Below are 24,792 nucleotides of genomic sequence, written 5' to 3' on the forward strand. Positions count from 1 at the left end.
GAAATGATGTATAAATTTTAAGGGTATGTAATTGATTGCATGGCTAAAGGGGAGATTGCTGGTGGTAGGCCACGAACAGGGCTACGACCTGGTTGTAGCTTTGTATTCCTTCGACCTGATTATTTGCCTTTAGAAAACGATTGTATACTTCTTTAAAGACAGGCTCGAGTGGGTTTTCATAAGATGTCCAGAACTTACTCAGTTCCTGGTAATCCAGTTTGATACCCGGATTAACCTTCCCGTAAATTTCCTGAAACTTCTCCTCGTCCTGGTATCTGACCTCTGCAAGACAGTAGCCGAGGGCATAAGTGAGTGCTGTGTATTTAATGAGTGGATCCGGATGATTAAAAGCTCTCAGGTAGCCGATAAAATTCGCTTCATTTTCAGCCGCATAACCCAATTGATGGGCCATCTCATGACAACTCACAACAGGAAACCTGGAAATAGGTATTTTTCTATTTACCTGGGATTCAAGGGTAAAAGGATTGAGATACCCCCCATACCCCATATAGGTAAGGGCAAGACTATAGATAGAAGCTTTAATACTGGGATTGGAGTATTTTAATTCCGGAAATTCGAGGCTTACAGGGTTGTGATCCCCCGCGACTTTATCAAAAATCTCTTTATGCGTATAGGGAATGCTAACTTGAAGGCTATCATTTCCGGTCAGATTTGAATGTAGTTTGTTTGTTTCTTCAGCAAGACGGGAAGTGAATTCGAGCAACTCCGCCTGAGAATAAGAATTTTGCAGCTCGAGTGTTTTCGCCAGAGGCTCGCGGTAGTAATTCAATCCCCAGAGTAAATGGAAAGTAAAATAGGCGATGGAGAGAACCACCAGAAGGTTGCGCAGAAAGACAAAGGGTTTCGTTCTGATATACAACCATTTGGTGTAAATGTATCGGATTGTAAGAAGCCCTAAAAGGGTATAAATGACATCGCCCAGGGAAAAGGGAATCCATCCATAGAGCCACCTCATGGATGATGCAATAATGGGGTAAACCCCCTTGCTGTAGTACTCTTCAATGATAGAGGGATAATTACTGATCCATCCGATCAATAGAATTTGAATAGGTAAAGCGAGGACAATAGCATTTTTCAGCCTGTAATTCATGTCGGTAAATTTACCCAATTTTATGAGTAGGTTTCGAAGGGGCTCAGTATTTTTGATCCTGAAATAGTAGAAATAGATATGGATATTCAAAACTTAGAACCTAAATCGGTCTGGAAATATTTTGCAAAGCTTAACGCCGTCCCCCGTCCCTCAAAAAAAGAAGAACGGGTAATTGCCTTTATGATGGATTTCGGAAAGGCACTTGGCCTTGAAACCATTAAGGACAGCGTGGGAAATGTAATTATCAGAAAACCGGCTACCCCGGGCATGGAAAACAGAAAAACGGTAGTGCTCCAATCCCATCTCGATATGGTTCATCAGAAGAATAATGACACAGATTTTAACTTTGACGAACAAGGTATAGAAATGTATGTAGATGGCGATTGGGTAAAAGCCAAAGGCACTACCCTGGGGGCTGATAATGGCATGGGCGTAGCCGCGATCATGGCGATTTTGGCCGGTGACCAGGTTCCCCATCCTCCCCTGGAAGCGCTTTTTACCATAGACGAAGAAACAGGAATGACCGGAGCAAAAGGACTGCAGGGCGACTTGTTAAAGGGGTCAATATTGCTCAACCTCGACACCGAAGAGGATGATGAGATCGATATAGGATGTGCCGGGGGAATAGATGTAACGGCCACCGGCAAATATACAGAAGTGGATCTGCCTTCAGGGGCTCAGGGATATCAGCTCCTTGTCAATGGTCTTCAGGGAGGCCATAGCGGGATGGATATACACCGCGGACTGGGTAATGCCAATAAAATAATGAACAGGCTTCTCCTTGCAGCTACAGGGGAAGGCTCAATACACCTATGCGAAATTGACGGAGGCGGACTGAGAAATGCGATTCCAAGGGAAAGTGTTGCAAGATTTGCTATTTCTGAAGGGGAGGTAAAAGTGCTTGCCGGGATTGAAGAAATGATTGTCAACATCGGCAACGAACTTCGGGTGACCGAACCCAAGCTCAATATTGCCCTTTCTAAGCAAAACCTTACAGGCAAATGCATGAAAAGGGAAGATCAGGGAAGATTATTGAGGGCCGTTCAGGGGCTGCATAATGGAGTCTTTGCTATGAGTACAACTATTGATGACCTGGTGGAAACCTCAAACAATCTGGCGCGGGTTGAAGTACAGAATGGAAATATCAAAATCAGCTGCCTCACACGCTCTTCGGTAGAGTCGGGAAAAATGAACCTGGCATCCCAACTTAGTTCAGTTCTCGAACTCGCGGGTTACGAGGTACGCCTCAGCGGTGATTATCCCGGCTGGACCCCCGACCCTGATTCTGAAATCCTAAAGGTTCTGGTAAAGGAATATAAGAAATTATTCCAGGCATCCCCGGAGGTAGTCGCCTGTCATGCCGGACTGGAGTGTGGAATCCTCGGCAGCCATTATCCTGAGATGGACATGATCAGTTTTGGCCCTAACATTAAAGGGGCGCATTCTCCTGATGAAAGAGTCCAGATCTCATCCGTTCAAAAATTTTGGAAATTTCTAAAGACTATTTTATCTGAAATTCCCGAAGCATAAAAAACCCCGCATTGAGCGGGGCTGATTTTATTCTCCGAACATAGCTGTTATTTCCAGGTCGAAGACCAGATTGGAATTGGGTGGGATAGGTCCGCTTCCTTGCTGGCCATATCCCAGGTGAGGTGGGATAAATACCCTTATTTTGTCCCCAACTTTCATAGAAAGTAACCCTTCTTTAAAACCGGGTATCAGTCGGGCATCCGGACTGTAATCCATCGGAAAGGGTTCGTAGCCTCCTCCGAGTTTGCGTTCCTCATCATACCTCTCGTATTTTCTTGCTACTTCCTCATAGTTACTGTCGAACATAGAGCCGTCCTCCAGATAACCTGCATAATTCACCATCACTTTTTGTCCGATCTTAGGTTTCTCACCCGTTCCTTCTTTTAGAACAATCAATTTTAGTCCGGACGGTAGTGCTTCTGCACTTTCTTTTTGAGTTGCAATTTCCTGGGCAAAATCGCTAACCATCTTTTTCATGGCCGCAATGGCCTCCTCTTCCTCCGCAAAATAATCACTCATAATTTTAACGGCATCAAAATTCCTGGCCTCTTTGCCGTTTCTGATGATCTCAACCGAGTTCATTACTACGTCTACCCCCGGACGGTCGCCCTGGCCTGTTTCAACCTTTCCAATGGAGTCAACCACCGACATTCCTTCTACCACTTCCCCGAAAACGGTATGTCTTCCATCAAGCCATGGCGTTGGTTTTAAAGTAATAAAGAATTGGCTACCGTTTGTTTTAGGTCCGCCATTGGCCATGGATAAAACACCTGCCCTATCATGGCGAAGTGAATCGATGATCTCATCCTTGAAGCGATACCCGGGATAGCCCGATCCGCTGGCGGTAGGGTCACCCCCCTGGATCATAAAATCAGACATTACCCTGTGGAAGATCAATCCGTCATAGAATTTCTTGTCTTTGTATTGTTCACTTACAAATGGATTTGTGCCTTCCGCTAGAGAAACAAAATTGGCTACCGTCACTGGTGTTTTTTTGTGTTCAAGTTTGAGAATAATGTCACCTTTTGTGGTTTTGATGTCGGCAAAAATACCGTCGCCCAAATGGGTGTACTGACTCGATTTACATCCGATAAGGAGTATTAACAGGGTTGCGTAATAGAAATAGGTCTTTTTCATCTAATAATTAAATTTAGGGTGTACTACTTTTTTCTTCTGGTTCTATATCAATTATTGTAATTACTGCTTTCAGGGGTACATTCACACCAATTTTGTTTTTGTCTCCCAGATACCCGTAACCGAGAGATGAGGGGAATAGAAAGGTGGCCTTTTCTCCTTCTTTTAAAAGTTTGATACTGTTTCTCAAGCCGGGAAACAATCCCTGTTTATCAACTTTATACGATTGAAGACCTAACTCCTCTTCCGTATAAATAGTGTCATTATCGAAGGTCAGAAGGGTATAGGTAAATCGGACCATGTCGTTGGTTTGTGGGGTATAACTACTCACTTCATTGCTAAGTTCGTAGGTATACCAACTCCCATCCGCAGTGGCTTTGTACTCTTTAAGACTGTCGTTATCAATGATCTGTCGGATCATTTGTTCTTCTGCCGCCAAAAGACGTTTATTCCTTTCGGCAGATTCTTTAAAAAAGGACCCTGAATTCACTTTCACGGGTTTACGTGCTACTGGTTCCTGACAAGCATAGACCGCGAGAATAGCAAGTAAGAGAATTCGTTTTTTCATGCGTTTAATTCACTTTTATGTTGCTCTAAAAGAGATCGGAAATAGGTTACTGTTTCCTCCATGGATCGGGTACTTTTCCCTCCTGCTGCATTGGTATGGCCACCACCTTCAAAATAGGAACGAGCAAATTCATTAACGGAGAAATCACCTTCAGACCGAAAAGAGATCTTTACAATTCCTTCATCTCTGTTCTCAATAAAAATGACCGCCATACGTATCCCTGCAAGGGTAAGCCCGTAGTTCACAAATCCTTCCGTATCCCCTTTTTTAAAATTGTGTTTGTCTAACTCCTCCTGACTAAGCGTGATGTACGCTGTTGAATACTCGGGAAGGATAACCAGGTTATTAAGGGCACAACCCAGAAGGTGTAACCTGCTGGGAGTGTTGGTGTCGAATATTTCCCTGTGGATCTCTGAACTCCGTGCTCCCTTGTCTATTAAGGCAGCCACAACCCTATGCGTTTCGCTTGTGGTTGCTGCGTATTTAAAAGATCCTGTGTCGGTGAGAATGCCTGCATAAAGGCAATCTGCTATTTCTGAGTTGATGTCATTTACCCCTCCAAGCGCTTTGATCATATGGAAGATCATCTCACAGGTAGAACTCATGCTTGTGTCTGAATACATGACTGAGGCGTAATTAGCCGGACTCTGATGGTGATCTACCATCACAAAGGTGGTGTCTGTTTCCTCAAGGACTTCCTTCATTTGTCCGATCCTGCCTAAATCATTGAAATCTACTGTAAAGATGAGGGTAGATGATGCGATGAATTCTTTTGCCTGTGCGTTCTGTTTTTCAAAGATCATCACATTCCTGGTACCCGGCATCCACTTCAGGAATTCCGGATAATCATTTGGACTGATCACTACAGAAGTATGCCCATTTTTTATTAGATAATGATGGAGTCCTAAGGCAGCACCAATAGCATCGCCGTCAGGATTTTTATGAGGGATAATAGCAATTTTCTGGGGAGTGCTAAGCAAGGCTTTTAAAGCCAGGACATCTGCTGAATTCATGCCTGCAAAGATACGATTTATATGAAATACCCGTCACTAAATTGAATCAGGTTAAATTATCACTAACTTTTAAATCGTTGAATTTATTAAACTCCAAAAAAAATTACTTTAGTGATAAATTTAAAGTCGATGCAAAAAAAATACCTCCTTTACCTGCTCTTAGTTGTATTTATTAATTGTAAAACTACCCAGTTTTCTGAGAAGCAGGAAGTTTCTAAGGGAGACTTCACCATAGCATTTGGTTCCTGTAACAAACATGATGTAAATAACAGACTATGGGATGATGTACTGGCTGCACAACCGGATGTTTGGATCTGGGGAGGAGATATCATCTATGCGGATACTGATGATCCAGGAAAGATAGCCGAAATGTACGAAGAGCAAAAAAGTGTGCCCGGTTATGCCCAGGTCCTCAGAGAAATTGAGGTCATTGGCACCTGGGACGACCACGATTACGGCCTGAATGATGGAGGAATTGAATTTGAAGCCAAAGGGGAAAGTCAGCAGGTATTCCTCGATTTTATGGATGTACCCAAAACCGATCCCAGACGTCGGAGAGAAGGGGTATATGCCAGCCATGATTACCAAACCCCGGAGGGCGATGTTAAGATCCTGGTCCTGGATACCCGATTTTTCAGGTCGGCACTTATCCCTTCCAGGGTAAAAGGCAAAAGGTATGAACCCGGGATTTATGGAGAAGGTACCGTCTTGGGTGATGAACAATGGACCTGGCTGGAAAAGGAACTGAACTCCTCCACGGCTGATTTTAACATTATTGTAAGCAGTATACAGTTTCTTTCTGATCAACACGGATTTGAGACATGGGGAAATTTTCCTCATGAGGTCGACCGGCTAAAAAAGACCATTTCAGAATCGGGCGCCAGTGGTGTTATCGTTCTTTCCGGAGACCGCCATATATCAGAATTTTCGGGTACTGCGGTTGAGGGTTTAAACTACCCCTTAATTGATTTTACCAGCAGCGGTCTTACCCATGTGTATTCCAGTTTTTCAGGAGAACCAAATCCCAGCAGGATAGGGGAGGTGGTAGCCAAAAAGAGCTTTGGCCTGCTACAGATCCATTTTAATTCAAGAAGGGTTGAAATGGAAATGATTGGGGATGAAGGAAAGGTCCTGAATCATCTATCACAAGAGTATTAATGTTGTAGGTTGCGATCAGATAGTGTACTTTTGCCGAAAATTTTTATCGAATGACAGGAAACAGAACATTTACAATGATCAAACCCGATGCGGTAGAGAATGGACATATTGGTGCTATTCTGGAAAAGATCACTTCTGCGGGATTTAAGATCATCGCTATGAAATATACGCAGCTCAGCAAGCGCGATGCTCGTGAGTTTTACGCTATCCACAAAGAGCGTCCTTTCTTTGATGAGTTGGTTACCTTTATGACCAGGGGCCCTATTGTTTCGGCAATTCTGGAAAAGGATAATGCTGTAGAAGATTTCAGGGCCCTGATAGGTGCAACCAACCCTGCGGAAGCTGCCGAAGGAACCATCCGAAAATTATTTGCAAAAGACATCGGAGAAAATGCAGTTCACGGGTCGGACAGTGATGAAAATGCAGCCATAGAAGGCGCTTTCCATTTTTCCGGTAGGGAAATCTACTAAAAGGATTAAAAGAATTATTTAAAAAGGACTTCCATTATAGGGAGTCCTTTTTGTATTTGGTGAGAAATCTACCTAAGTACTATCTTCTTTACGACTTCCCTGCCTACCTCTTCGTTCAGGAGTTTGATAATCTTCGATTTTCCCAGACTGAGTTCTTCCCTGAGGACGGAGGAGGATAGGGAGACAAATAAGGTGTCATTTCTAAGGTCAAGGCCTGTAGTATAATTGTTTACGCCATTACCCATCAGGGAAGCCCAGGCTTCTTTTACCAAAACCTTGTCTAAACCCTTCTGCAATTTATTGGAAGAAATAAATTCCTGCAGGGCTTCACCGATGGAAACATTGTTTTTCTTTCGTACCATAGTTAGTCGAGGATAACAGGATGATAGCGCTTATAAATATAACGAATCTGTTCATTATTTTTTAAAACAAGCAATGTTTCGGTCAGTTGTTCAATTTCCTCCTCCCATTCGCTCATCTCATTGTTATACAACATGATATACGCATCGTCTCTAGATGAGAGCGAAAAATTTTCTGCATCGTCTGAAGTGATAAAACTGCCATCGGGAAGAGGTTGAACCTTCTTCCTGTATCCTTCCATACCCGAAACATCAATGTAGTCGACTGTAGTATTGATCTCGTAACGCTTTTTGTCTCCTGAGGGGAATTCAACTACAGATATTTCCCAATACCCGCTTAGAAATTCCAGGTCTTCTTTTTCTACCTTTTGTCCACATGAAATACATAGGATCATCAATAAAATTACAGTTAGCTGCTTCATTTTATAAAGGGAATATTTTATAGGTCTGATGTATCTCTTTAATAATTCTTTCCGTGCGTTCTGCATGGGTATCACTTATAAATATCTGACCAAAGTTATCATCTTCCACCAGGGATATAATGTGCGCCACCCTACTTTCGTCAAGTTTGTCAAAAATATCATCCAACAGCAGGATGGGAGTAGTGCCTACCAGCTTTTTAAGTAATTTAAACTGGGCAAATTTCAAAGCGATAAGAAATGATTTCTGTTGCCCCTGACTCCCGAATTTTTTGATGGGAAACGTACCTATTTCAAAATCGAGATCGTCTTTGTGCACCCCAACACTGGTGTATTGCAACGCCCTGTCGCGGTCTATATTCGCCAAAAGCAAATCTGCAAGACTGGCCTCGTGTAAGCGGGAATTGTAAATGAGATTAACCTCTTCAGTATCTCCTGAAATAAGGCGGTACTGTTCCTTGAAAATAGGATGGATTTCTTCGGTAAAAGCTACTCTTTTATCATAGATCTGCTGCCCGTAAGAGTGTAATTGCTCGTTGTATACTTCAATGGTTTTCGGGTCATAGGTATGGTTGGCGGCAAAATATTTTAATAGTGCATTTCGCTGCGAAACCGCCTTCTGGTAATTCAGCAGGGCATGCAGATATTCAGGGTCTGATTGTGAAATGACCCCATCCATGAATTTTCTGCGCGTTTCACTCCCTTCGATGATGAGGTCGCGGTCTGCAGGGGAAATAATGACCAGGGGCAGGAGGCCTATATGTTCAGACAGCCGGTCATAGGCCTTGCCATTCCTCCGGATCACCTTTTTAACATTGCGTTTCAGGGAACAGATGATTTTTTCCTCCCTTCCATTGAGAGAAAAACTGCCTTCAATCACAAAAAAGTCTTCCCCGTGTCTGATATTCTGGGTGGCGATGGGATTAAAATAACTCTTTCCAAAAGACAAGTGATAAATGGCATCGAGCATATTGGTTTTCCCTCTGCCGTTGTTTCCAACAAAGCAATTGATCTTGGAATCAAACTCGAATTGGATATCGCTGAAGTTTTTATAATTAAGCAGGGAAATCTTCTGAAGAAACATTAAAAGTAGTGTTGAAAATAGATTTTTGGGCCGAATATTATCCAAAAATAACAAATAAATACCCTTCGGTTTTCGATAAAAACTTTATTTTTGCGCGATCAATCAAAGGAACTATGGCGACATATAAGAAGAGGGGGTACAAGCCTAAGAACAAAGAAGAGGAAAAAGCCCTGACCGAACAAGGAAGTACCACTGCTGAAGTATTCAGTGCTCTTGATGAAAGCGCTTCCAAATCGGAGCAATGGGTAGCACGCAACCAGAATTACATCCTGGGTGTGATAGGAGTGATTGCGGTTGCTGTATTGGCCTATCTGGGGTACAATCAATTTGTTCAGCTGCCTAAGAATGCAAGCGCGGCCAACGAGATGCTCTATCCCAACAGGTACTTTAATGAAGCCATGCAGAATACAGCAGAGAAAGATTCTCTTTTCCTGCTTGCTCTCAATGGAGCGGAAGGCAAATACGGCTATCTCGATATCATAGAAGAGTACTCTGGTACTCCTTCGGCAAATGTTGCTACCTACGCAGCGGGAATGGCTTACAAAGAACTACAGCAATACGACAAGGCTATAGAATACCTTGAAAAGGTATCTCCTGATGAAGAGATCACGGCCTCCCTTACCCTGGGTGGAATTGGGGATGCATTCCTGCAATTGGGCCAGACCGAAGATGCCCTGGCATACTACGAAAAAGCCTTTGCAGAGGATACCAATACCCTTACTACCCCAAGGTTTTTGTACAAGGCGGGAGTGGCTGCTCTTGAACTTAACCGGAAGGACAAGGCATTAGGTTATTTTCAGCGCATCAAGGACGAATTCCCGGATTCCAATGAAGCTCAGACCATAGATGTCTTTATTGGGATGGCCCAAACTCAGTAAAGATGGCCACTGCTAACCGTAATCTATCTCACTACGACAAAAAGAGTATCCCCAACGCCTCCCACCTAAAGATCGGGGTTGTGGTATCGGAGTGGAATGATGAAATTACAGAAGGTCTTTACCAGGGAGCACATTCAACATTGCTTGATTGCGGCCTTAAAGAAGATCAGCTTATCAGGTGGAATGTGCCCGGAAGCTTTGAACTTACCTTTGGTTGTAAAAAGATGATTGAAGAGGTTAAGCCCGACGCTATCATTGCCATTGGCAGTGTAATCAGGGGTGAAACGGCACACTTCGATTTTGTCTGCAGTGCTACTGCAGAGGGAATTAAAGACCTGAACGTCATCACCCAAACACCAGTTATTTTTTGTGTACTTACCGATGATACCCTTCAACAGGCAAAAGACAGAAGTGGGGGGAAACACGGAAATAAAGGTGCCGAAGCGGCTATTGCTGCGATTAAAATGGCAGTTCTCGGGAAATAGTCCGGCCCAATCAGCTCAATTTTGATGTTAACAAATTTTGGGAACTGTGCTTCTGCACTTTTTCGATATTTAAGTACCTTTGACGGAGGAGCGATATGGGACGATTTACAAAACTGCGAAGGAACAAGAAATACAATTATTCACCGCGATATTACGATGATAAGGGGGAGGGTAACCCCTTTAAAATACAGCATAAATTAGATCGGTACAGGACAACCGCTGAACCGCCCAGAGGACTCAAATCAAAATTCAGCAGCGCGATGTCTGACCTCCGGCGAGGGGCCGACAGGAACTACAATATCCGTTTCCTATTGATTCTTGCTGTCCTTATCCTCATCTTTTTGTACATTATCGATTTCGACCTTTCCATATTCTATTCAAAATAATGGGGAATTTCATTCAACTATTGCCAGACCATGTGGCTAATCAGATTGCGGCGGGAGAAGTTGTCCAGCGCCCTGCTTCCGTTGTCAAAGAGTTGATGGAAAATGCGGTGGACGCGGGGGCTGAGGAAATTAAACTTATAGTAAAAGACGGGGGTAAAACCCTTATTCAGGTGGTTGATAACGGAATGGGAATGAGTCCTACGGATGCGCGTCTCAGTTTTGAGCGGCATGCCACCTCTAAGATCCGAAGTGCGGAAGATCTATTTCAGCTGCATACCAAAGGATTCCGGGGTGAAGCACTGGCCTCAATTGCTGCAATTGCTCATGTCGATATGCAGACACGGCCGGAAGAGGAAGAGCTGGGTACCCATCTGAGAATTGAAGGCAGCAGGGTGGTTGCCCAGGAAGTATCAGTGACCCCAAAAGGGACTTCAATTGCGGTAAAGAACCTTTTTTACAATATCCCCGCCAGACGTAATTTCCTGAAATCAAATAAGGTAGAATTCAGGCATATTACCGACGAATTTCATCGTGTAGCCCTGGCTCACCCGGGTATCAGTTTCTACTTCTATCACAACGACAGTGAATTGTTTCATCTCAATAAGACCTCCCAGCGTAAGAGGATCATCAATGTTTTCGGGCATAAGACAGATGAAAAACTGGTACCGGTACAGGAGGAAACCGAGGTGGTTAAGATCAATGGATTTATTTGCAAACCCGAATTCTCCAAAAAAAGCAGGGGAGAGCAATTCTTCTTCGTCAATGATCGTTTTATCAAAAGCCCGTATCTTCACCACGCTGTACAAGCGGCATTTGAAGGGTTGATAAAACCTGAGTCATATCCGGGATATTTCCTCTACCTGGATGTAGATCCCACATCGATTGATATTAATATACACCCCACTAAGACCGAAATAAAGTTCGATGATGAACATACCCTCTACGCCATTTTAAAGTCGGCGGTAAAGCACAGTCTCGGGCAGTTCCATCTGGCACCTATGCTCGATTTTGAGAAAGATCAAAACCTGGAAACACCCTATGCCTATCAGAATAAAGAAGCCCATATTCCCGGAATCGCAGTGAATCCCGGCTTTAACCCCTTCCAGCATGAATCTCGGATCTCCGGTGGTTCGGGGGGAGGGTACGGCAAACGCTCTACGGAAGGTTGGGAAAATATGTTTGTGGATCTCGAGTCCAAATCGAGCAGGGAAGAAGCCTTTAGTAGTGTTCATTTTGAATCTGAAGCGGTTTCAGGAAAAATATTCCCACCTGCGGAAGAAAAGCAGGTAAATGAAGGTACCACCTTTCAGCTCAGACGAAAATACATAGTTACTACGATCAGATCGGGGATGCTTATTATTGATCAGCAGCGGGCTCATCAAAGGGTGTTGTATGAAAAGTTCCTCCGGAACATGACACTGAAGGAAAGCCTGAGTCAGCAATTGTTATTCCCAGTTTCCCTGCAATTTACCCCAGCTGAAATGAATGTAATTCAAGAATTGCACAATCATTTACAAACCCTCGGATTTGTTATAGAATTAGCAAGTGAAGAAGATATTAATATCAAGGGCTTACCTCCCCTGGTTCCTGAAAAACAGTTGGGTTCTGTTCTGGATACCCTGATCGCAGAATATCGTCAGGAGAACACATCAAATAGTTTATCCCAGTCGGATATGCTGGCAAAAGCGCTATGCAGAAGTGTTTCTGTTAATTCGGGAGATGTATTGGATCCACTTTCGCAGCTGGCACTGGTCAATGATCTTTTTGCCTGTAAGGAAAGCATGCTCAGTCCGTTTAATAAACCGATCTTTATCACTTTAACCGAGAACGAAATCGATAAAAAATTTAATTAGATGGGAAGACTTACCGGGGCTATCAAACACCTCCTTATCATTAATATCATCTTTTTTATAGCCACGGCTTTATACGGGGAGCAAATGTATCAATGGTTTTCTCTCTGGTTTCCTGAAAACGAAAATTTTGCATTATGGCAGGTAGTATCCCATATGTTTATGCATGGAGGATTTATGCATATTCTCTTCAATATGTATGCTCTCTGGGCTTTCGGTTCCCCTTTGGAACAGATGTGGGGGAAGAATAAATTCCTGTTCTTTTATTTTTCCGCAGGGGTAGGCGCTGCCCTGATCCACACGGCAGTAAATTACTACTATTTTACCGAGGGAATAGATGTTTTGGTCTCCTCGGGACTGACCAGGCCGGAGATCATGGATATCATTTCTCAGGGGAAGTTTAATACGGGCTGGTATGAACTCGCACCAAGAAGTACTATAGATAATTTCTTAATGGCATACAGTACTCCTGCAGTGGGAGCCTCCGGTGCCATTTACGGTATATTGGTCGCTTTTGGAATGTCATTTCCCAATAGTGAACTATTTCTTATTTTTCTTCCGGTTCCCATTAAAGCAAAATATTTTATCCCAGTATTGATCGGGCTCGACCTGTTTTCAGGTGTCACGGGATATTCTATCTTTGGACAGGGAATTGCGCATTTCGCACACGTTGGAGGTGCTCTTTTTGGATTTATAATGATGTGGTACTGGAAGAAAAACCAGTTCAATAAAAACAGATGGAACTAGGTCTATGAATAATGGTGGACTTCGATATCAATTTGCTCGATTAAGCATCGCAGAGAAACTGATCACGGTGAATGTGATCGTATTTATTCTGAATGCCCTATTACCTTTTTTACTGGGCTTTAGGGGAAATGCCATTTCGCAGTGGTTCGAGTTACCTGTAGATCTTATGGCCTACATTACCCAGCCCTGGTCTATTGTTACCTATTCTTTTTTCCATGCAGATTTCTTTCATTTATTCTGGAATATGTTGCTTCTCTATTTTTCTGCCAGAATATTTCTGAATCTCTTTTCTGCCCGCAAACTCATAAATGTCTATTTCCTGGGTGTTATACTGGGCGGACTCCTTTTTGTTCTGAGTTATAATGTATTTCCCGTATTTATGGGGTCCAAATCGGCCTTAATCGGGGCCTCCGCAGGGGTTACGGCCGTATTGATCTTTATTTGCTCCTATATCCCTAACCAGGAAGTACGAGTGATATTCTTTAACCTAAAACTCTGGTATATAGGTGCCTTTTTTGTCCTGTTGGATTTAATTCAGATTCCGGCTAGCAACCCCGGGGGACATTTGGCCCATTTAGGGGGCGCCCTTCTGGGATATATATATGCCAGGCAACTAACCAAAGGAAGGGATATTGGAGAAGGTTTTTCAAAACTACTTGATAGCCTGGGAGCTATGTTTAAACCGGGTGAGAAAAAGGCTCCTATGAAAACAGTTTACCGCAAAAAAAATACGTCGGGGAAGTCGAAGATAGATTACGACAAGGAGAGCCGGCAGCGAAAAATTGACTCAATATTGGACAAGATCAGCAAGTCGGGTTACGAAAGCCTTACCAAGGCTGAAAAAGACTTCCTGTTTAAGGCAGGGAAGGAAGAATAACTCTATGCGTTTTTCTAAATTTACACTTTATTTCGTTAGGCCGATTACAGTATTTCTTTCCCTGCTTTTAATTGTTTTATGTATATATAATATTTCAAATCAGGCTGAAATAATATTGTTTGAACTGTTATTACTGCTGATTCCTTACCTGGTTGCATTTAATTTTATTACGGGCCTATATGCTTCAATCATTAGAAGTAAACTACTCATTTGGCCCTTAGTATCCTTGATAATATGGATATTCGTACTCGGTCCGTTTATCGTTTTTTCTTCTACTGATGAAGATAAATCTATAAATGATATTTCTGTATTGAGTTTTAATGCTTTGAACTTTGTCGGAAATTACAGGATAAAGTCTTCAAATATACAATCCGAAATATTAAATTTTGTGACTTCAGAAGATCCTGATATCCTTTGTTTTCAGGAATTTAAATCATCTAGAAGTACATTAAAACAGTTGAGTAATTACCCCCATTATTATATTTATCCTAAGAGCGGTACTACAGACTACGCCCCCTTAGCAATTTTTTCAAAAGTTCCGATAGTGGCAAAAGGATCATTGGATTTTCTTGACACTCCTAATAATGCCATTTATGTTGACTTGAAAGTAGGGATTGATACCTTAAGGTTATATAATATTCACCTTCAGTCTTTGAGATTCAGGCCTAGCTCAATTAAAAGGGAAAATCCAATTCGCCTTATAAAAAGACTTGGAGAGACTGTAGAAAAGCAAAAAATTCAAGCAAATCAAATAATCAAACACAGGAAAGAATCGTCTTATCCCGTGGTGATTTGTGGAGATTTCAACAATAGTCAGTATTCTAAAGTCTATAGTAGTCTTAGTAAGAATATGAAGGATTCATTCCTCGAGAAAGGCAACGGTTATGGAACTACCTTGTCATTTAAAATTCTGCCCTTTAGAATCGATTATATTTTACTTGAAAATAATTTTGAAGTCATTGAACATAAAAACTACGATGTGGTCCTTTCTGACCATTATCCAATTAAAGCTACATTCCGCTTTCAAAACCCATAAGCACACAATCTGTCCAATCGGCAAGCATATGCAGTAAAAGTCCGATTCCCCAAATCCTTAACGGTTTGATGAAGAGAAATAGTACATATACTGCCATGGCCCAGTACTGGTGTAAAAAATGGAAATTGATGCTACACCGGTCAGGGTTAAAAATCGGATCTGCAAATAAATGATCCACATCGATAAGTATAGCGGCCAGCATAATAAGGATCGCCCGCTTCTGATTGCTTCTAAAAAACAGGAATCCAACAGCCAGGGGCAAAAGGAAATGTATGCCGTAATGAAGAAAGAATCTAAGCATACAAAGAGTCTAAAGTGGTCTCCTGAAGGTAATTCAGGGCATTGGGTCCTTCGTTAAAAAGAAGATCGAGGATGCTGGGGTTAGGAATAAAACCATGACGCTCAGTAAATACCTGGGTATAAGGCAACGGATCAAATGAAACCGCTTTCTTTGCATTGACCAGGAAGCGCATATCCCTTACACCTTTGGGAGAAGGGTGGTATTGTTCAGTCTTTTTATCGGGTAAATTCAGGTTCAGCAGGGAGGTGATAACCTCTAAGCAGCGAAAGTTGTGATCTAACAGGTAAACAGGATATTCCAGAAACAAAGGAGCCAGATCATCTTCGTAATATTCAAAAAAGGGGGAGGATCTGTAGGCGGTTTGAAGGGAGCGCCAATGTTGTCTTTGCCAGGGATATTTATTGTCGGTCCTGACATCCCTGTAATACTGTTTTCCCTGTTTTCCGCCCACATGCAGGATGGGGATACTCAGCATTTGTTTCCCCTGATCTGTGCAGATATAGGTTCGATTCCTATAGGTCTGTTTCTGAAAATAATCCATTATTTCCCATTCACACTCCTGCTGAGCCAACAGCGCCATCGCGGCTATATTGGGGAAATATGAAGGGTGCAATAAACAGCGCATACCAGTAAAAGGGAGATATTGATTTATTTCTTGGCTTTTTTTCTTCTTTTCCTGACAAAATCAAAGATAAACCATGCAGCCAGGGCCATAAGAAAATACCGAAAATAAGAAACAGGTTCCCCACTTCCGTGCACGGTAGTGAAAATGCGATCCCATCTCGGCTTCCAGTTCGCAATTCCTTCATTGAAATTATCGAAACTCAACCAGATAAAAATGGGGGTTCCCACTATGTGGTTTTCTGGGACATATCCCCATGACCTGCTATCTTCAGAATGATCCCGGTTGTCACCCATCATCCAGTAATAATCCTGTTTAAAAGTATATTCAGTTGTCACTTCCCCGTTGATGAGTACCTGATTCCCGGAAACACTCACTGTGTTGTTTTCGTAGTCTCTTATGATTTTTTTATATAGAGGAAGTACTTCTACACTAAGAGGTATTGTACTGCCTTTAGCCGGGATGTAAATGGGGCCAAAATTATCGTTGTTCCACGGATACGATTCATCTTGAGGAAAAATGTTGTAGCCCGGAACACCTTTGGATTCTATGATCTTTACAACTGAATCGATCTGTGAATTATTACGCAGCTTTGTTGCCATTTCTTCCGTGAGGGTAGCCTGCCGTTCCCGGTCAGTAATCTCGCGCAATGACAGCCCCAGTGAACGTATAAGGTCGACAGAAATCCCCTTGCTATCGGTCAGGATTATCGGAGGGTTATTCTGGCTGTAAACGGCGTAACCTGAAGACTGCAGGGCCATGATTTGCTGAGGATTCAGGGATTGAGCTACATACGTCCGGTTAAATTCAGAAACCCCGAATTCTATCAGCAACCTCGATGAAACGCCCTTTTGAGCATAGAGCATATAATCGTATTGGGGCTTTGCCCGGTCAGACAAGACAAGCTTTTCCCCGTTGATAAAGACATATCCGTCTCTCACTTCGAGGGAATCCCCCGGAAGGCCAACACATCGTTTTACATAGTTAGATTTTTTGTCGATGGGTTTTACCACCCCTTTTTCCTTTTTGAAAAAGGCCCTGACGGTATCGGCGGGCCAACTGAATACCACAATATCATTACGATCAACCTTGGTAAAGCCAGGTAACCTGAAATAGGGAAGCTGTGGTTTTTTGAGATAGGATCTGATGCCGAGTACAGGAAGGGTATCGTGAACCATGGGAGCCGCGATGGTGGTCATCGGTGTCCTGGCTCCATAGTGAAACTTACTCACAAACAAAAGATCTCCTATTCTGAGTGTACGTTCCAGTGAACCGGTTGGAATCACATAGGGCTGTATAAAGTAGGTATGGACAAGAGTAGCTGCCACAATAGCAAATACGATTGAACTCACCCATTCCCCAACACCACTTTTTGGATGTAAACTTCGGTCTTTGATATACTCAACATCCAGGCTGTAATTGACATAGTAGATATAGAATCCGAGGGTGAGGATGACCAACCATGTATCTATAAGGCTGTTGCGTCCGAAGCTGCGGATTGTCTCTACCCAGATTACCGGAAACATCAGCAGGTTGATAATAGGGATAAAAAGGAGGATCACCCACCAGCCTGGCCTTCTGATAATTTTCATTAATATCACTGCATTGTAAACGGGAATAGCTGCCTCCCAGGGCTTTCTGCCTGCTTTTTTATAAAGCTTCGAGGTGCCCAGGAAGTGAATGAGTTGTATAAGAAGTATAAATAGGAGCCATTGTGTAACGTTCATATCTGCAACTTTAAGCCTTTGCGGAGGCAAGGTATCATTTTGTTATTATTTTGTCCCAAGGTTTAACACGTCTTTCATACTAAATACACCCTGTTTTCCCTGAATCCATTCTGCAGCCACCACTGCTCCCAGGGCAAACCCCTCACGATTATAGGCCTTGTGCTTAATACTAATCTCATCCACGGTGCCAGAATAGGTTACGATATGAGTGCCGGGAACTTCTCCCTCTCGATGCGAATGAACTACGACGGTATCCTCCCCTTTGCCATCGAGTTCCCACTTCTTGTAATCTGTGGCTTCTATAATCCCTTCAGCCAATGTAATCGCAGTGCCACTCGGAGCGTCCAGCTTGTGGATATGATGCGTTTCATCGATGGAGACCTTATAATTTTCTGAATTGGCAATTAAACCAGCCAGGAGCGTATTCAGTTCAAAGAAAATATTGACTCCAAGACTGAAATTGGAGGAATAGAGAAATGCGCCTTTTTTTTCCCTACAATATTCTTCTACTTCCTTATATCGGTTAAGCCAGCCCGTTGTTCCAGAGATAACAGGAACTCCATTTGCCAGGCATCCCCTGATATTATCAACTGCAGATTCAGGGACGCTAAAATCTATGGCTACGTCGATGTCGCCGTAGTTTATTGTTGCAGTCTCCAGATCAACTCGGGCCACAATCTTATGCCCCCGTTTCATGCTGATCTGCTCGATCATTTTACCCATTTTTCCGTAACCCAGCAATGCAATATTCACAAGCTAAAATTTTATGGTTAAGGCTAGTCCGTAATTTGGGTCTGAGGTAATAGGATGGTATTCCAGATAGGGCTTGATATCCAGGCTGAGATCATCATCGACATTAAATTGCTGCAAATGTGCATCTACATTGGCATCAATGATATTAAAGGCATAAAGTCCGATCGTAATAAGCAAGGCGAGATCCCTGTCCCTCTGATATCGTTCCTGTGCATCCTGCAGTGCTTCATCGGAAAGGTCCGGACTTCCGGGTACGATCCCACTGTTATTTACATCATAAAATTCATCATCTGTAAATCCTGCCCGCCTTCGTTTAAAGGCCGATCTGAACCGGTCGTACAAATCATCATTGTAGAGATAGGCGTAAACACCGGTTCCCAGGGCCCCATAAACAATTGGTACTTTCCAGTAGCGACGGTTGTAGATCTGTCCCAGTCCGGGTAAAATAGCCGAATAAAAGGCTGCTCGGCTGGGAGCAAGAGGATTTACATCCTTCTTTTCTATCTTCCCGTCAACAACGATGCCTTTTTCCTTTAAATCAGTTCGCAGGGAATCGGTATCCGTTTTTTTCTCCTGGGCACTGATCGCAGAAAAAATGCAGAAGAGGATAAGAAAAAAAAAAGACCGACTACTCACCAGTAATGAGTTTAATGATTCTGTTTAAGTCTTCTTTAGAATTAAATGAAAGTGTCATTTTACCCTTCTGATTATCCTGGGTATTCAGGGAGACATCTGTTTCTAGGTAGTGCGACAATGCAATTTCACTATTTAGGATAAAGAGGGATTTATCCGATTTTGAACCAGCGGATTTTTTAGGAGATGCACCCTTGTTGTGATATTGCCTCACCAGTTCTTCCGTCTGACGCACAGACAATCCATTTTCAATGATCTGTTCGTAAATGTCGAGCTGATCGGTTCTTTTGTCAATATTCACCAAAGCCCGGCCATGGCCCATGGAGATAAATCCATCTCTCATTCCGGTCTGGATAATTGGGTCTAAACGCAGTAAACGTAAATAATTCGTAATGGTTGATCGTTTTTTCCCTACCCGATCACTGAGTTTTTCCTGAGTGAGTTCAATCTCTTCGATCAATCGCTGATAGGAGAGTGCAATCTCAATGGGGTCGAGGTCTTCCCGCTGGATATTTTCAACGAGCGCCATTTCCAGGGATTCCTGGTCATTCGCAATCCGGATATAGGACGGGATAGTCTCCAGTCCGACGAGTTTTGATGCCCGATATCGCCTTTCTCCCGATACCAGTTGGTACTTATTAAAATCCAGTTTCCGTACGGTAATTGGCTGGATCACCCCAAGTTCCCTGATCGAGGATGCGAGTTCCTGAAGGGCCTCATCATTAAAGTTAGATCTTGGCTGGAAGGGATTGACTTCTATTGCATCGAGTTCCAGCTCAACAATATTGCCTACTACCTTATCCGCGTTTTTATCTGTAACCGAATTGATGTCGTTTTCAGGATCTTTTAAGAGCGCAGATAAACCACGGCCAAGGGCTTGTTTTTTTGTCGCTTTTGCCATCACACAGTCTCCTTATTCTTTTTGAGTAGCTCGTTTGCCATATTGAGGTAATTGGCGGCTCCTTTGCTACTTGCGTCATATTTGATAATGCTTTCCCCGTAACTTGGCGCTTCCCCAAGCCTTACATTTCTCTGGATAATAGTGTCGAATACCATTTCGGAGAAGTGTTTTTTAACTTCTTCCACTACCTGGTTAGACAGGCGCAGCCGTGCATCATACATGGTCAGCAGCATTCCTTCGATATCGAGGTCAGGATTGTGGATACGCTGTACACTTTTTATGGTATTCAGCAGTTTTCCGAGGCCTTCGAGGGCAAAATATTCACATTGAATCGGGATGATCACCGAATCAGCCGCTGTAAGGGCATTAAGCGTGAGTAATCCCAGGGAAGGAGCACAGTCGATTAGAATATAGTCGTACTCTTCTTTTAAATCCCTTATGGCCTTTTTCATCATGTATTCCCTGTCATCTTTGTCTACCAGCTCTATTTCGATCGCTACCAGGTCGATATGCGAAGGGATCAGGTCTACATTGGGGGAAGAAGTCTTTACTATGGTATCTTTTGCGGCCCGGGTATGCTCCAGCACCTGATAAGTACCAAGTTCCACTGAATCTACGTCTATTCCCAATCCGGAGGTTGCATTCGCCTGCGGATCTGCGTCGATAAGAAGTACCTTTTTCTCCAAAACACCCAGAGAGGCAGCCAGGTTAACGGTGGTAGTGGTTTTCCCAACCCCACCCTTTTGGTTTGCAATCGCAATAATTTTGCCCATCATCATAGTAAGTTAGGGGTTAAAAATACGATTATTTGGTTAGCCAGAAAATGTATTTTGTTAACAGAAAGTGAATAACTTAGGGCTAAGCAATCGCAATAATTGTTACAGTTCGGGCCTGATCCGGAATGATTATTTTGCAGAATCCAAAAGTATTTCCAGAATCTGAATGGCAGCTTCGCTGATTTTTGTTCCGGGACCATAGACGGCCACGGCTCCGGCGTTAAAAAGGAAGTCGTAATCCTGTTTGGGAATAACTCCACCCACAATGACCATGATATCATCTCTGCCGTATTCCTTGAGGGCTTCAAGGACCTGGGGAACAAGTGTTTTATGTCCACCTGCCAAAGATGATACGCCAAGGATGTGCACATCGTTTTCTACTGCCTGTTTAGCCGCTTCTGCCGGTGTTTGAAACAGCGGACCAATATCTACGTCAAAGCCAAGATCGGCGTAGCCGGTGGCAACGACTTTTGCACCCCGATCGTGTCCGTCCTGCCCCATTTTTGCGATCATGATCCTGGGTCTGCGGCCGTCGTACTCGGCAAATTCGTCTGCCAGATTGCGCGCCTTCTTAAAGCTCTTATCATCTTTTATTTCCTTGGAATACACCCCTGAAAATGTTTGTATTTTTGCGTTGTAGCGGTTATAAATTTTCTCAAGGGCCTCACTGATCTCTCCTAAAGTTGCCCTTTTCCTTGCTGCATCTACCGCTAAATCTAGCAAATTATCCGCAGTTTCAGTTCCTTCCTGCTTCTTCTTTGCAGCAGCCGTAAGCCGATTGAGGGCAGAAACAACTTCTTTTTTATCCCGTTTGCTTTTTAGCTGTTCCAATCTGTTTATTTGCTGCCGGCGTACCTCGGCATTATCCACTTCAAGAATCTGCAGCATTTCCTCTTCTTCGAGCCTGTACTTATTTACCCCAACTATGATATCTTGTCCGCTGTCAATCCTCGCCTGCTTCTTAGCAGCGGCTTCTTCTATTCTCAACTTGGGGATGCCCTCTTCTATGGCCTTTGTCATCCCACCCAGGGACTCGACTTCCTCTATAAGTTTCCACGCTTTTTTTGCCAGTGCATCCGTAAGGTATTCCACATAGTAGGACCCCGCCCAGGGATCAACGGTTTTGGTGATTTTGGTTTCTTCCTGGAGATAGATTTGGGTGTTTCTTGCAATCCTTGCTGAAAAATCAGTTGGAAGGGCTATAGCCTCATCGAGCGCATTGGTATGCAGGCTTTGAGTACCTCCAAAAGCGGCCGCAGCGGCTTCAATGGTGGTCCGGGCGACGTTGTTAAAAGGGTCTTGTTCGGTAAGACTCCAGCCACTGGTCTGGCAATGGGTTCTAAGGGCCAGGGATTTAGGGTTTTGCGGGTTGAACTGCTTCACCAACTTGGCCCAAAGTACTCGTCCTGCCCGCATTTTGGCTATTTCCATAAAGTGGTTCATCCCGATTGCCCAGAAAAATGAAAGTCTGGGAGCGAAGGCATCGATGTCGAGCCCCGCCTTTAATCCGGTCCTGATGTATTCCAGCCCATCTGCCAAGGTATAAGCCAGCTCTATATCTGCTGTAGCTCCGGCTTCCTGCATGTGATATCCTGAAATGCTGATGCTGTTAAAACGGGGCATTAACCTGCTCGTATACTCAAAGATATCGGCGATGATCTGCATGGATGGTGCAGGGGGATAGATATACGTATTCCGTACCATAAACTCTTTGAGAATATCATTCTGAATGGTCCCTGCGAGTTTTTCCGGGGATACACCCTGTTCTTCGGCAGCCACGATATAAAAGGCCATAATAGGCAGAACGGCCCCGTTCATAGTCATTGAGACCGACATCTCGTCGAGGGGAATGCCCTCAAAGAGAATCTTCATATCCTCTACAGAGTCTATGGCGACTCCAGCCTTACCCACATCACCCTGAACTCTTTCGTGATCACTGTCATATCCCCTGTGTGTAGGGAGGTCAAAGGCAACCGAAAGTCCCTTTTGTCCTGCCTCAAGGTTCCTTCTGTAAAAGGCATTGCTCTCTTCGGCGGTGGAAAACCCGGCATATTGTCTTATGGTCCAGGGTCTTTGTACATACATGGTAGGATAAGGGCCTCTTAAATACGGCGGAATACCAGCGACATAGTTGAGATGCTGAAGCGAAGAAATATCCTTTGGTCGGAAACTGCCTTGAACTTCAATCCCCTCAGCAAATTTTGTTGATTTGCTACTGTCCTGAAGTTCAGGGTTCTCGTAAATTAATTGCAAATCCTTAAAATCTTTTCTACTCATCTTGCAGTCTCTTTTTTTCCAGGCTTTCCGAAAGCCTCTTTCCCAATAAAGGTTCAATCAGGGTTTTCTTCTGACTAAACTTCATAAAAGGTGACACTTCCAATTTGTCTTTCATGGTATCTCCTGGATTTTGGTAGCCATTAGAACCCACTAAGATCTCAGTCCCCTGATCGAAGCGTTCCTGCTCCCGGGTTGCCTGTTCTTTGATCTTACGCTGAATGGTATGTTCTTTTAAAGCATGGAGTAAACCGCCGGAGGCTTCCAGTTCTTTAAATAGTGACAGGGCTTTCTCCGCCATCTGATGTGTTAACGACTCAATGTAATACGCACCGTCTGACGGGTTGGAAACTGCTCCGAGATAACTCTCGTTTTTAAGTATCAATAACTGATTCCGGGCGATGCGTTCACCGAACTCATTTTCTTTCTGATAAAGAGAGTCATAAGGTAAGTTGCATACGGTATCTGCCCCTCCGTTTACAGCTGCCATACATTCCATGGTCGTCCGCAAAAGATTGGAATTGTACTCGAAAATTGTTTTATTTCTCTTACTGGGTTGTGCAACGATATGGCAATGCTCCGGTACGCCGTACTCCCTGGCAAGTGTTTTCCATAATTGCCTGAGTGCCCTTAATTTGGCGATTTCGAAAAAGTAATTTGAATTGAGAGCAACTTTAAAAACCGGCACAGGGTAAGAGGAACCTGAGCTTCCCGTACTTAAAAGATGAAGGTATTCATGGGCCTGGCCAAGCATATAAGCCAATTGTTGAACTCGGTTGGCCCCTGCATTCTGATAAAGACCTCCATCAATAGAAATGGTTCCAATTCCTTCCAGTTCCCGGTTTAATCGTTGCCAGGAATCCAGATCTTCCTTCATGGATTTATGCCAATTTCCGCTCCGGGTAAATTGCCCGATCACATCAAAATGTACAAATACAGAAGACTTATCACTTAATAGTTTCAGGGATTCAACCAAAGACTCCGGGTTAAATCCGAGCTCCAGATGTACGGGGGTTTTTTCCGTTTCGATCGACTTTAATAAGGTTTGAAGGTCACAGTCAGGAGAGCTAAGCTTAAAAATTATACTCTCCGCTCCTTTTTCTAAGGCTCTGAGCGCCTTTGAATTGGCGCTTTTGGAATCTGTGACAGATAGGTACTGTCCCACTTTCCATTCTGTTTCCGGAGTAATGCCATTTAGAGGAAGATTATCCAGGTCATCAGCACTATAAAATGGTTTTACCTTGATGTGATCAGGACTATCCCATACCAGGCTGTCATTGTAATCTTTCCCTTTCAGGCCATATTGGATATGCTGTTTCCAGGCTTTTGAGGTTGCTGGCGGGAAATTATAAAAATCATTCTTTTTGCTCATCCTCCTTATTTTTAAGACTATCCTCATATTCAATGAGGTAAATCTCTTCTTCTTTCTTTTTTAAATAATACTTTTCCCGGGCAAACTTTTCCAGTTCCTCCGGATCTGAAAGTTTTTCAAGAGTTTTTCTGTCCTTTTCTATCTCGTTCTTTAAAAATTCTTTCTGTTTTTCAAGAGTATTTATCTGTTTCTTTAATTCGAGATGGATCATAAGCGAATTTGTATCAAAGAAAACCATCCATATCACGAATGCTGTGAGCACCACAACATAAAGGTTGGTGGCGATGGTAAACCATTTTTTCTCTCTCAATTTTTTTAATCCCATTCG

27 protein-coding genes are annotated in these 24,792 nt (G+C 43.3%); 10 read left to right on the top strand and 17 right to left on the bottom strand.

The genetic code is table 11. The features are described 5' to 3' along the window. Nucleotides 1-43: 43 nt before the first annotated feature. Entirely contained in the window at nt 44-1,111 is a 1,068-nt protein-coding gene (locus tag ACA086_RS13805; RefSeq protein ID WP_371003936.1) for a DUF3810 domain-containing protein, read from the bottom strand. 72 nt (nt 1,112-1,183) lie between these two features. Between ACA086_RS13805 and ACA086_RS13810 the strand changes: the two genes are divergently transcribed. Further along, on the top strand, nt 1,184-2,641 hold the full coding sequence (locus tag ACA086_RS13810; protein ID WP_371003982.1) for an aminoacyl-histidine dipeptidase: 1,458 nt from the start codon (nt 1,184-1,186) through the stop codon (nt 2,639-2,641). 27 nt (nt 2,642-2,668) lie between these two features. Here ACA086_RS13810 and ACA086_RS13815 read toward each other — a convergent pair whose 3' ends face one another. The 3 genes from ACA086_RS13815 to ACA086_RS13825 are packed head-to-tail and all read right to left on the bottom strand — an operon-like array spanning nt 2,669 to nt 5,356. Beyond that, nucleotides 2,669-3,778 (bottom strand): peptidylprolyl isomerase, encoded by a 1,110-nt coding sequence (locus ACA086_RS13815; protein ID WP_371003937.1) that lies wholly within the window; start codon nt 3,776-3,778, stop codon nt 2,669-2,671. A 13-nt stretch (nt 3,779-3,791) separates the two neighbouring features. Beyond that, nucleotides 3,792-4,343, bottom strand: coding sequence for a gliding motility-associated peptidyl-prolyl isomerase GldI (gene gldI, locus ACA086_RS13820; protein WP_371003939.1), 552 nt, complete (start codon nt 4,341-4,343; stop codon nt 3,792-3,794). Next, on the bottom strand, nt 4,340-5,356 hold the full coding sequence (locus ACA086_RS13825) for a bifunctional oligoribonuclease/PAP phosphatase NrnA (RefSeq protein ID WP_371003941.1): 1,017 nt from the start codon (nt 5,354-5,356) through the stop codon (nt 4,340-4,342). The genes gldI and ACA086_RS13825 overlap by 4 nt, the downstream gene beginning before the upstream one ends. Nucleotides 5,357-5,485: 129 nt before the next feature. Here ACA086_RS13825 and ACA086_RS13830 point away from each other — a divergent pair, with 129 nt between their 5' ends. Both ACA086_RS13830 and ACA086_RS13835 read left to right on the top strand, forming a co-directional pair. After that, a complete protein-coding gene (locus ACA086_RS13830) occupies nt 5,486-6,514 on the top strand; it encodes an alkaline phosphatase D family protein (protein WP_371003942.1) in 1,029 nt (342 codons plus the stop codon). A gap of 50 nt (nt 6,515-6,564) precedes the next feature. After that, a complete protein-coding gene (locus tag ACA086_RS13835) occupies nt 6,565-6,984 on the top strand; it encodes a nucleoside-diphosphate kinase (protein ID WP_369748681.1) in 420 nt (139 codons plus the stop codon). Nucleotides 6,985-7,052: 68 nt separating this feature from the next. Here the strand turns inward: ACA086_RS13835 and ACA086_RS13840 are convergent, their stop codons facing one another. The 3 genes from ACA086_RS13840 to ACA086_RS13850 are packed head-to-tail and all read right to left on the bottom strand — an operon-like array spanning nt 7,053 to nt 8,846. Further along, the gene (locus ACA086_RS13840; protein ID WP_369748680.1) at nt 7,053-7,346 is read right to left on the bottom strand and encodes a DUF721 domain-containing protein; all 294 of its coding nucleotides are present in this window, start codon (nt 7,344-7,346) and stop codon (nt 7,053-7,055) included. A gap of 2 nt (nt 7,347-7,348) precedes the next feature. After that, a complete protein-coding gene (locus ACA086_RS13845) occupies nt 7,349-7,765 on the bottom strand; it encodes a hypothetical protein (protein WP_371003943.1) in 417 nt (138 codons plus the stop codon). A 1-nt stretch (nt 7,766) separates the two neighbouring features. After that, nucleotides 7,767-8,846, bottom strand: a complete 1,080-nt coding sequence (locus ACA086_RS13850; RefSeq protein WP_371003944.1) for a DNA replication/repair protein RecF — start codon at nt 8,844-8,846, stop codon at nt 7,767-7,769. A gap of 113 nt (nt 8,847-8,959) precedes the next feature. Between ACA086_RS13850 and ACA086_RS13855 the strand changes: the two genes are divergently transcribed. From ACA086_RS13855 to ACA086_RS13885, 7 genes are all read left to right on the top strand, one after another. After that, nucleotides 8,960-9,724 carry a tol-pal system YbgF family protein gene (locus ACA086_RS13855; protein WP_369748677.1) on the top strand — a complete coding sequence of 255 codons (765 nt, stop codon included), beginning with the start codon at nt 8,960-8,962 and terminating at the stop codon, nt 9,722-9,724. A 2-nt stretch (nt 9,725-9,726) separates the two neighbouring features. Then, the gene (gene ribH / locus ACA086_RS13860; protein ID WP_369748676.1) at nt 9,727-10,209 is read left to right on the top strand and encodes a 6,7-dimethyl-8-ribityllumazine synthase; all 483 of its coding nucleotides are present in this window, start codon (nt 9,727-9,729) and stop codon (nt 10,207-10,209) included. 95 nt (nt 10,210-10,304) lie between these two features. Then, nucleotides 10,305-10,595: a riboflavin synthase subunit beta gene (locus ACA086_RS13865; RefSeq protein ID WP_369748675.1), complete on the top strand. Its 291-nt coding sequence runs from the start codon at nt 10,305-10,307 to the stop codon at nt 10,593-10,595. Next, nucleotides 10,595-12,448: a DNA mismatch repair endonuclease MutL gene (gene mutL, locus ACA086_RS13870; protein WP_371003947.1), complete on the top strand. Its 1,854-nt coding sequence runs from the start codon at nt 10,595-10,597 to the stop codon at nt 12,446-12,448. The genes ACA086_RS13865 and mutL overlap by 1 nt, the downstream gene beginning before the upstream one ends. Further along, nucleotides 12,449-13,192 (top strand): rhomboid family intramembrane serine protease, encoded by a 744-nt coding sequence (locus tag ACA086_RS13875; protein WP_369748673.1) that lies wholly within the window; start codon nt 12,449-12,451, stop codon nt 13,190-13,192. A gap of 4 nt (nt 13,193-13,196) precedes the next feature. Then, nucleotides 13,197-14,069 carry a rhomboid family intramembrane serine protease gene (locus ACA086_RS13880; protein ID WP_369748672.1) on the top strand — a complete coding sequence of 291 codons (873 nt, stop codon included), beginning with the start codon at nt 13,197-13,199 and terminating at the stop codon, nt 14,067-14,069. Nucleotides 14,070-14,073: 4 nt separating this feature from the next. Then, a complete protein-coding gene (locus ACA086_RS13885; protein WP_371003948.1) occupies nt 14,074-15,105 on the top strand; it encodes an endonuclease/exonuclease/phosphatase family protein in 1,032 nt (343 codons plus the stop codon). On the opposite strand, the gene ACA086_RS13890 is transcribed toward ACA086_RS13885, so the two are convergent. The 10 genes from ACA086_RS13890 to ACA086_RS13935 form a co-directional block, all read right to left on the bottom strand. Then, entirely contained in the window at nt 15,080-15,406 is a 327-nt protein-coding gene (locus ACA086_RS13890; RefSeq protein ID WP_371003950.1) for a DUF6122 family protein, read from the bottom strand. The two genes, ACA086_RS13885 and ACA086_RS13890, sit on opposite strands and share 26 nt — an antisense overlap. Further along, entirely contained in the window at nt 15,399-16,031 is a 633-nt protein-coding gene (locus ACA086_RS13895) for a WbqC family protein (protein ID WP_371003951.1), read from the bottom strand. The genes ACA086_RS13890 and ACA086_RS13895 overlap by 8 nt, the downstream gene beginning before the upstream one ends. Nucleotides 16,032-16,054: 23 nt before the next feature. Further along, on the bottom strand, nt 16,055-17,755 hold the full coding sequence (gene lepB, locus ACA086_RS13900) for a signal peptidase I (RefSeq protein WP_371003952.1): 1,701 nt from the start codon (nt 17,753-17,755) through the stop codon (nt 16,055-16,057). Nucleotides 17,756-17,800: 45 nt separating this feature from the next. Beyond that, nucleotides 17,801-18,508 (bottom strand): 4-hydroxy-tetrahydrodipicolinate reductase, encoded by a 708-nt coding sequence (gene dapB, locus ACA086_RS13905; RefSeq protein WP_371003953.1) that lies wholly within the window; start codon nt 18,506-18,508, stop codon nt 17,801-17,803. A 3-nt stretch (nt 18,509-18,511) separates the two neighbouring features. Continuing rightward, a complete protein-coding gene (locus ACA086_RS13910; protein WP_369749152.1) occupies nt 18,512-19,147 on the bottom strand; it encodes a DUF5683 domain-containing protein in 636 nt (211 codons plus the stop codon). Beyond that, nucleotides 19,137-20,042, bottom strand: coding sequence for a ParB/RepB/Spo0J family partition protein (locus tag ACA086_RS13915; RefSeq protein ID WP_369748666.1), 906 nt, complete (start codon nt 20,040-20,042; stop codon nt 19,137-19,139). Before ACA086_RS13915 ends, ACA086_RS13910 begins: the two co-directional genes overlap by 11 nt. Beyond that, complete coding sequence (locus tag ACA086_RS13920) at nt 20,042-20,815, bottom strand: ParA family protein (protein WP_369749151.1); 774 nt, start codon at nt 20,813-20,815, stop codon at nt 20,042-20,044. The genes ACA086_RS13915 and ACA086_RS13920 overlap by 1 nt, the downstream gene beginning before the upstream one ends. A 132-nt stretch (nt 20,816-20,947) precedes the next feature. Then, complete coding sequence (gene scpA, locus ACA086_RS13925) at nt 20,948-23,095, bottom strand: methylmalonyl-CoA mutase (RefSeq protein WP_371003954.1); 2,148 nt, start codon at nt 23,093-23,095, stop codon at nt 20,948-20,950. Continuing rightward, nucleotides 23,088-24,464 carry a methylmalonyl-CoA mutase subunit beta gene (locus tag ACA086_RS13930; protein ID WP_371003955.1) on the bottom strand — a complete coding sequence of 459 codons (1,377 nt, stop codon included), beginning with the start codon at nt 24,462-24,464 and terminating at the stop codon, nt 23,088-23,090. Before ACA086_RS13930 ends, scpA begins: the two co-directional genes overlap by 8 nt. Continuing rightward, nucleotides 24,448-24,789 (bottom strand): septum formation initiator family protein, encoded by a 342-nt coding sequence (locus ACA086_RS13935; protein ID WP_371003956.1) that lies wholly within the window; start codon nt 24,787-24,789, stop codon nt 24,448-24,450. Before ACA086_RS13935 ends, ACA086_RS13930 begins: the two co-directional genes overlap by 17 nt. Nucleotides 24,790-24,792 lie beyond the last annotated feature (3 nt).

The sequence above is a fragment of the Muriicola sp. E247 genome (genome assembly GCF_041358175.1).
Lineage (GTDB): Bacteria > Bacteroidota > Bacteroidia > Flavobacteriales > Flavobacteriaceae > Muriicola.

Excerpts from the sequence above, each read along its gene's own strand:
- gldI (WP_371003939.1), bottom strand. The coding sequence starts at position 4,343 with ATGAAAAAACGAATTCTCTTACTTGCTATTCTCGCGGTCTATGCTTGT.
- ACA086_RS13805 (WP_371003936.1), bottom strand. The coding sequence starts at position 1,111 with ATGAATTACAGGCTGAAAAATGCTATTGTCCTCGCTTTACCTATTCAA.
- ACA086_RS13835 (WP_369748681.1), top strand. The coding sequence starts at position 6,565 with ATGACAGGAAACAGAACATTTACAATGATCAAACCCGATGCGGTAGAG.
- ACA086_RS13920 (WP_369749151.1), bottom strand. The coding sequence starts at position 20,815 with ATGGGCAAAATTATTGCGATTGCAAACCAAAAGGGTGGGGTTGGGAAA.
- ACA086_RS13830 (WP_371003942.1), top strand. The coding sequence starts at position 5,486 with ATGCAAAAAAAATACCTCCTTTACCTGCTCTTAGTTGTATTTATTAAT.
- ACA086_RS13930 (WP_371003955.1), bottom strand. The coding sequence starts at position 24,464 with ATGAGCAAAAAGAATGATTTTTATAATTTCCCGCCAGCAACCTCAAAA.
- ACA086_RS13815 (WP_371003937.1), bottom strand. The coding sequence starts at position 3,778 with ATGAAAAAGACCTATTTCTATTACGCAACCCTGTTAATACTCCTTATC.
- ACA086_RS13840 (WP_369748680.1), bottom strand. The coding sequence starts at position 7,346 with ATGGTACGAAAGAAAAACAATGTTTCCATCGGTGAAGCCCTGCAGGAA.
- ACA086_RS13885 (WP_371003948.1), top strand. The coding sequence starts at position 14,074 with ATGCGTTTTTCTAAATTTACACTTTATTTCGTTAGGCCGATTACAGTA.
- ACA086_RS13865 (WP_369748675.1), top strand. The coding sequence starts at position 10,305 with ATGGGACGATTTACAAAACTGCGAAGGAACAAGAAATACAATTATTCA.
- mutL (WP_371003947.1), top strand. The coding sequence starts at position 10,595 with ATGGGGAATTTCATTCAACTATTGCCAGACCATGTGGCTAATCAGATT.
- ACA086_RS13895 (WP_371003951.1), bottom strand. The coding sequence starts at position 16,031 with ATGCGCTGTTTATTGCACCCTTCATATTTCCCCAATATAGCCGCGATG.
- ACA086_RS13875 (WP_369748673.1), top strand. The coding sequence starts at position 12,449 with ATGGGAAGACTTACCGGGGCTATCAAACACCTCCTTATCATTAATATC.
- ACA086_RS13890 (WP_371003950.1), bottom strand. The coding sequence starts at position 15,406 with ATGCTTAGATTCTTTCTTCATTACGGCATACATTTCCTTTTGCCCCTG.
- ACA086_RS13845 (WP_371003943.1), bottom strand. The coding sequence starts at position 7,765 with ATGAAGCAGCTAACTGTAATTTTATTGATGATCCTATGTATTTCATGT.
- ACA086_RS13915 (WP_369748666.1), bottom strand. The coding sequence starts at position 20,042 with ATGGCAAAAGCGACAAAAAAACAAGCCCTTGGCCGTGGTTTATCTGCG.
- ACA086_RS13855 (WP_369748677.1), top strand. The coding sequence starts at position 8,960 with ATGGCGACATATAAGAAGAGGGGGTACAAGCCTAAGAACAAAGAAGAG.
- ribH (WP_369748676.1), top strand. The coding sequence starts at position 9,727 with ATGGCCACTGCTAACCGTAATCTATCTCACTACGACAAAAAGAGTATC.
- scpA (WP_371003954.1), bottom strand. The coding sequence starts at position 23,095 with ATGAGTAGAAAAGATTTTAAGGATTTGCAATTAATTTACGAGAACCCT.
- ACA086_RS13850 (WP_371003944.1), bottom strand. The coding sequence starts at position 8,846 with ATGTTTCTTCAGAAGATTTCCCTGCTTAATTATAAAAACTTCAGCGAT.
- ACA086_RS13880 (WP_369748672.1), top strand. The coding sequence starts at position 13,197 with ATGAATAATGGTGGACTTCGATATCAATTTGCTCGATTAAGCATCGCA.
- lepB (WP_371003952.1), bottom strand. The coding sequence starts at position 17,755 with ATGAACGTTACACAATGGCTCCTATTTATACTTCTTATACAACTCATT.
- ACA086_RS13825 (WP_371003941.1), bottom strand. The coding sequence starts at position 5,356 with ATGAATTCAGCAGATGTCCTGGCTTTAAAAGCCTTGCTTAGCACTCCC.
- ACA086_RS13935 (WP_371003956.1), bottom strand. The coding sequence starts at position 24,789 with ATGGGATTAAAAAAATTGAGAGAGAAAAAATGGTTTACCATCGCCACC.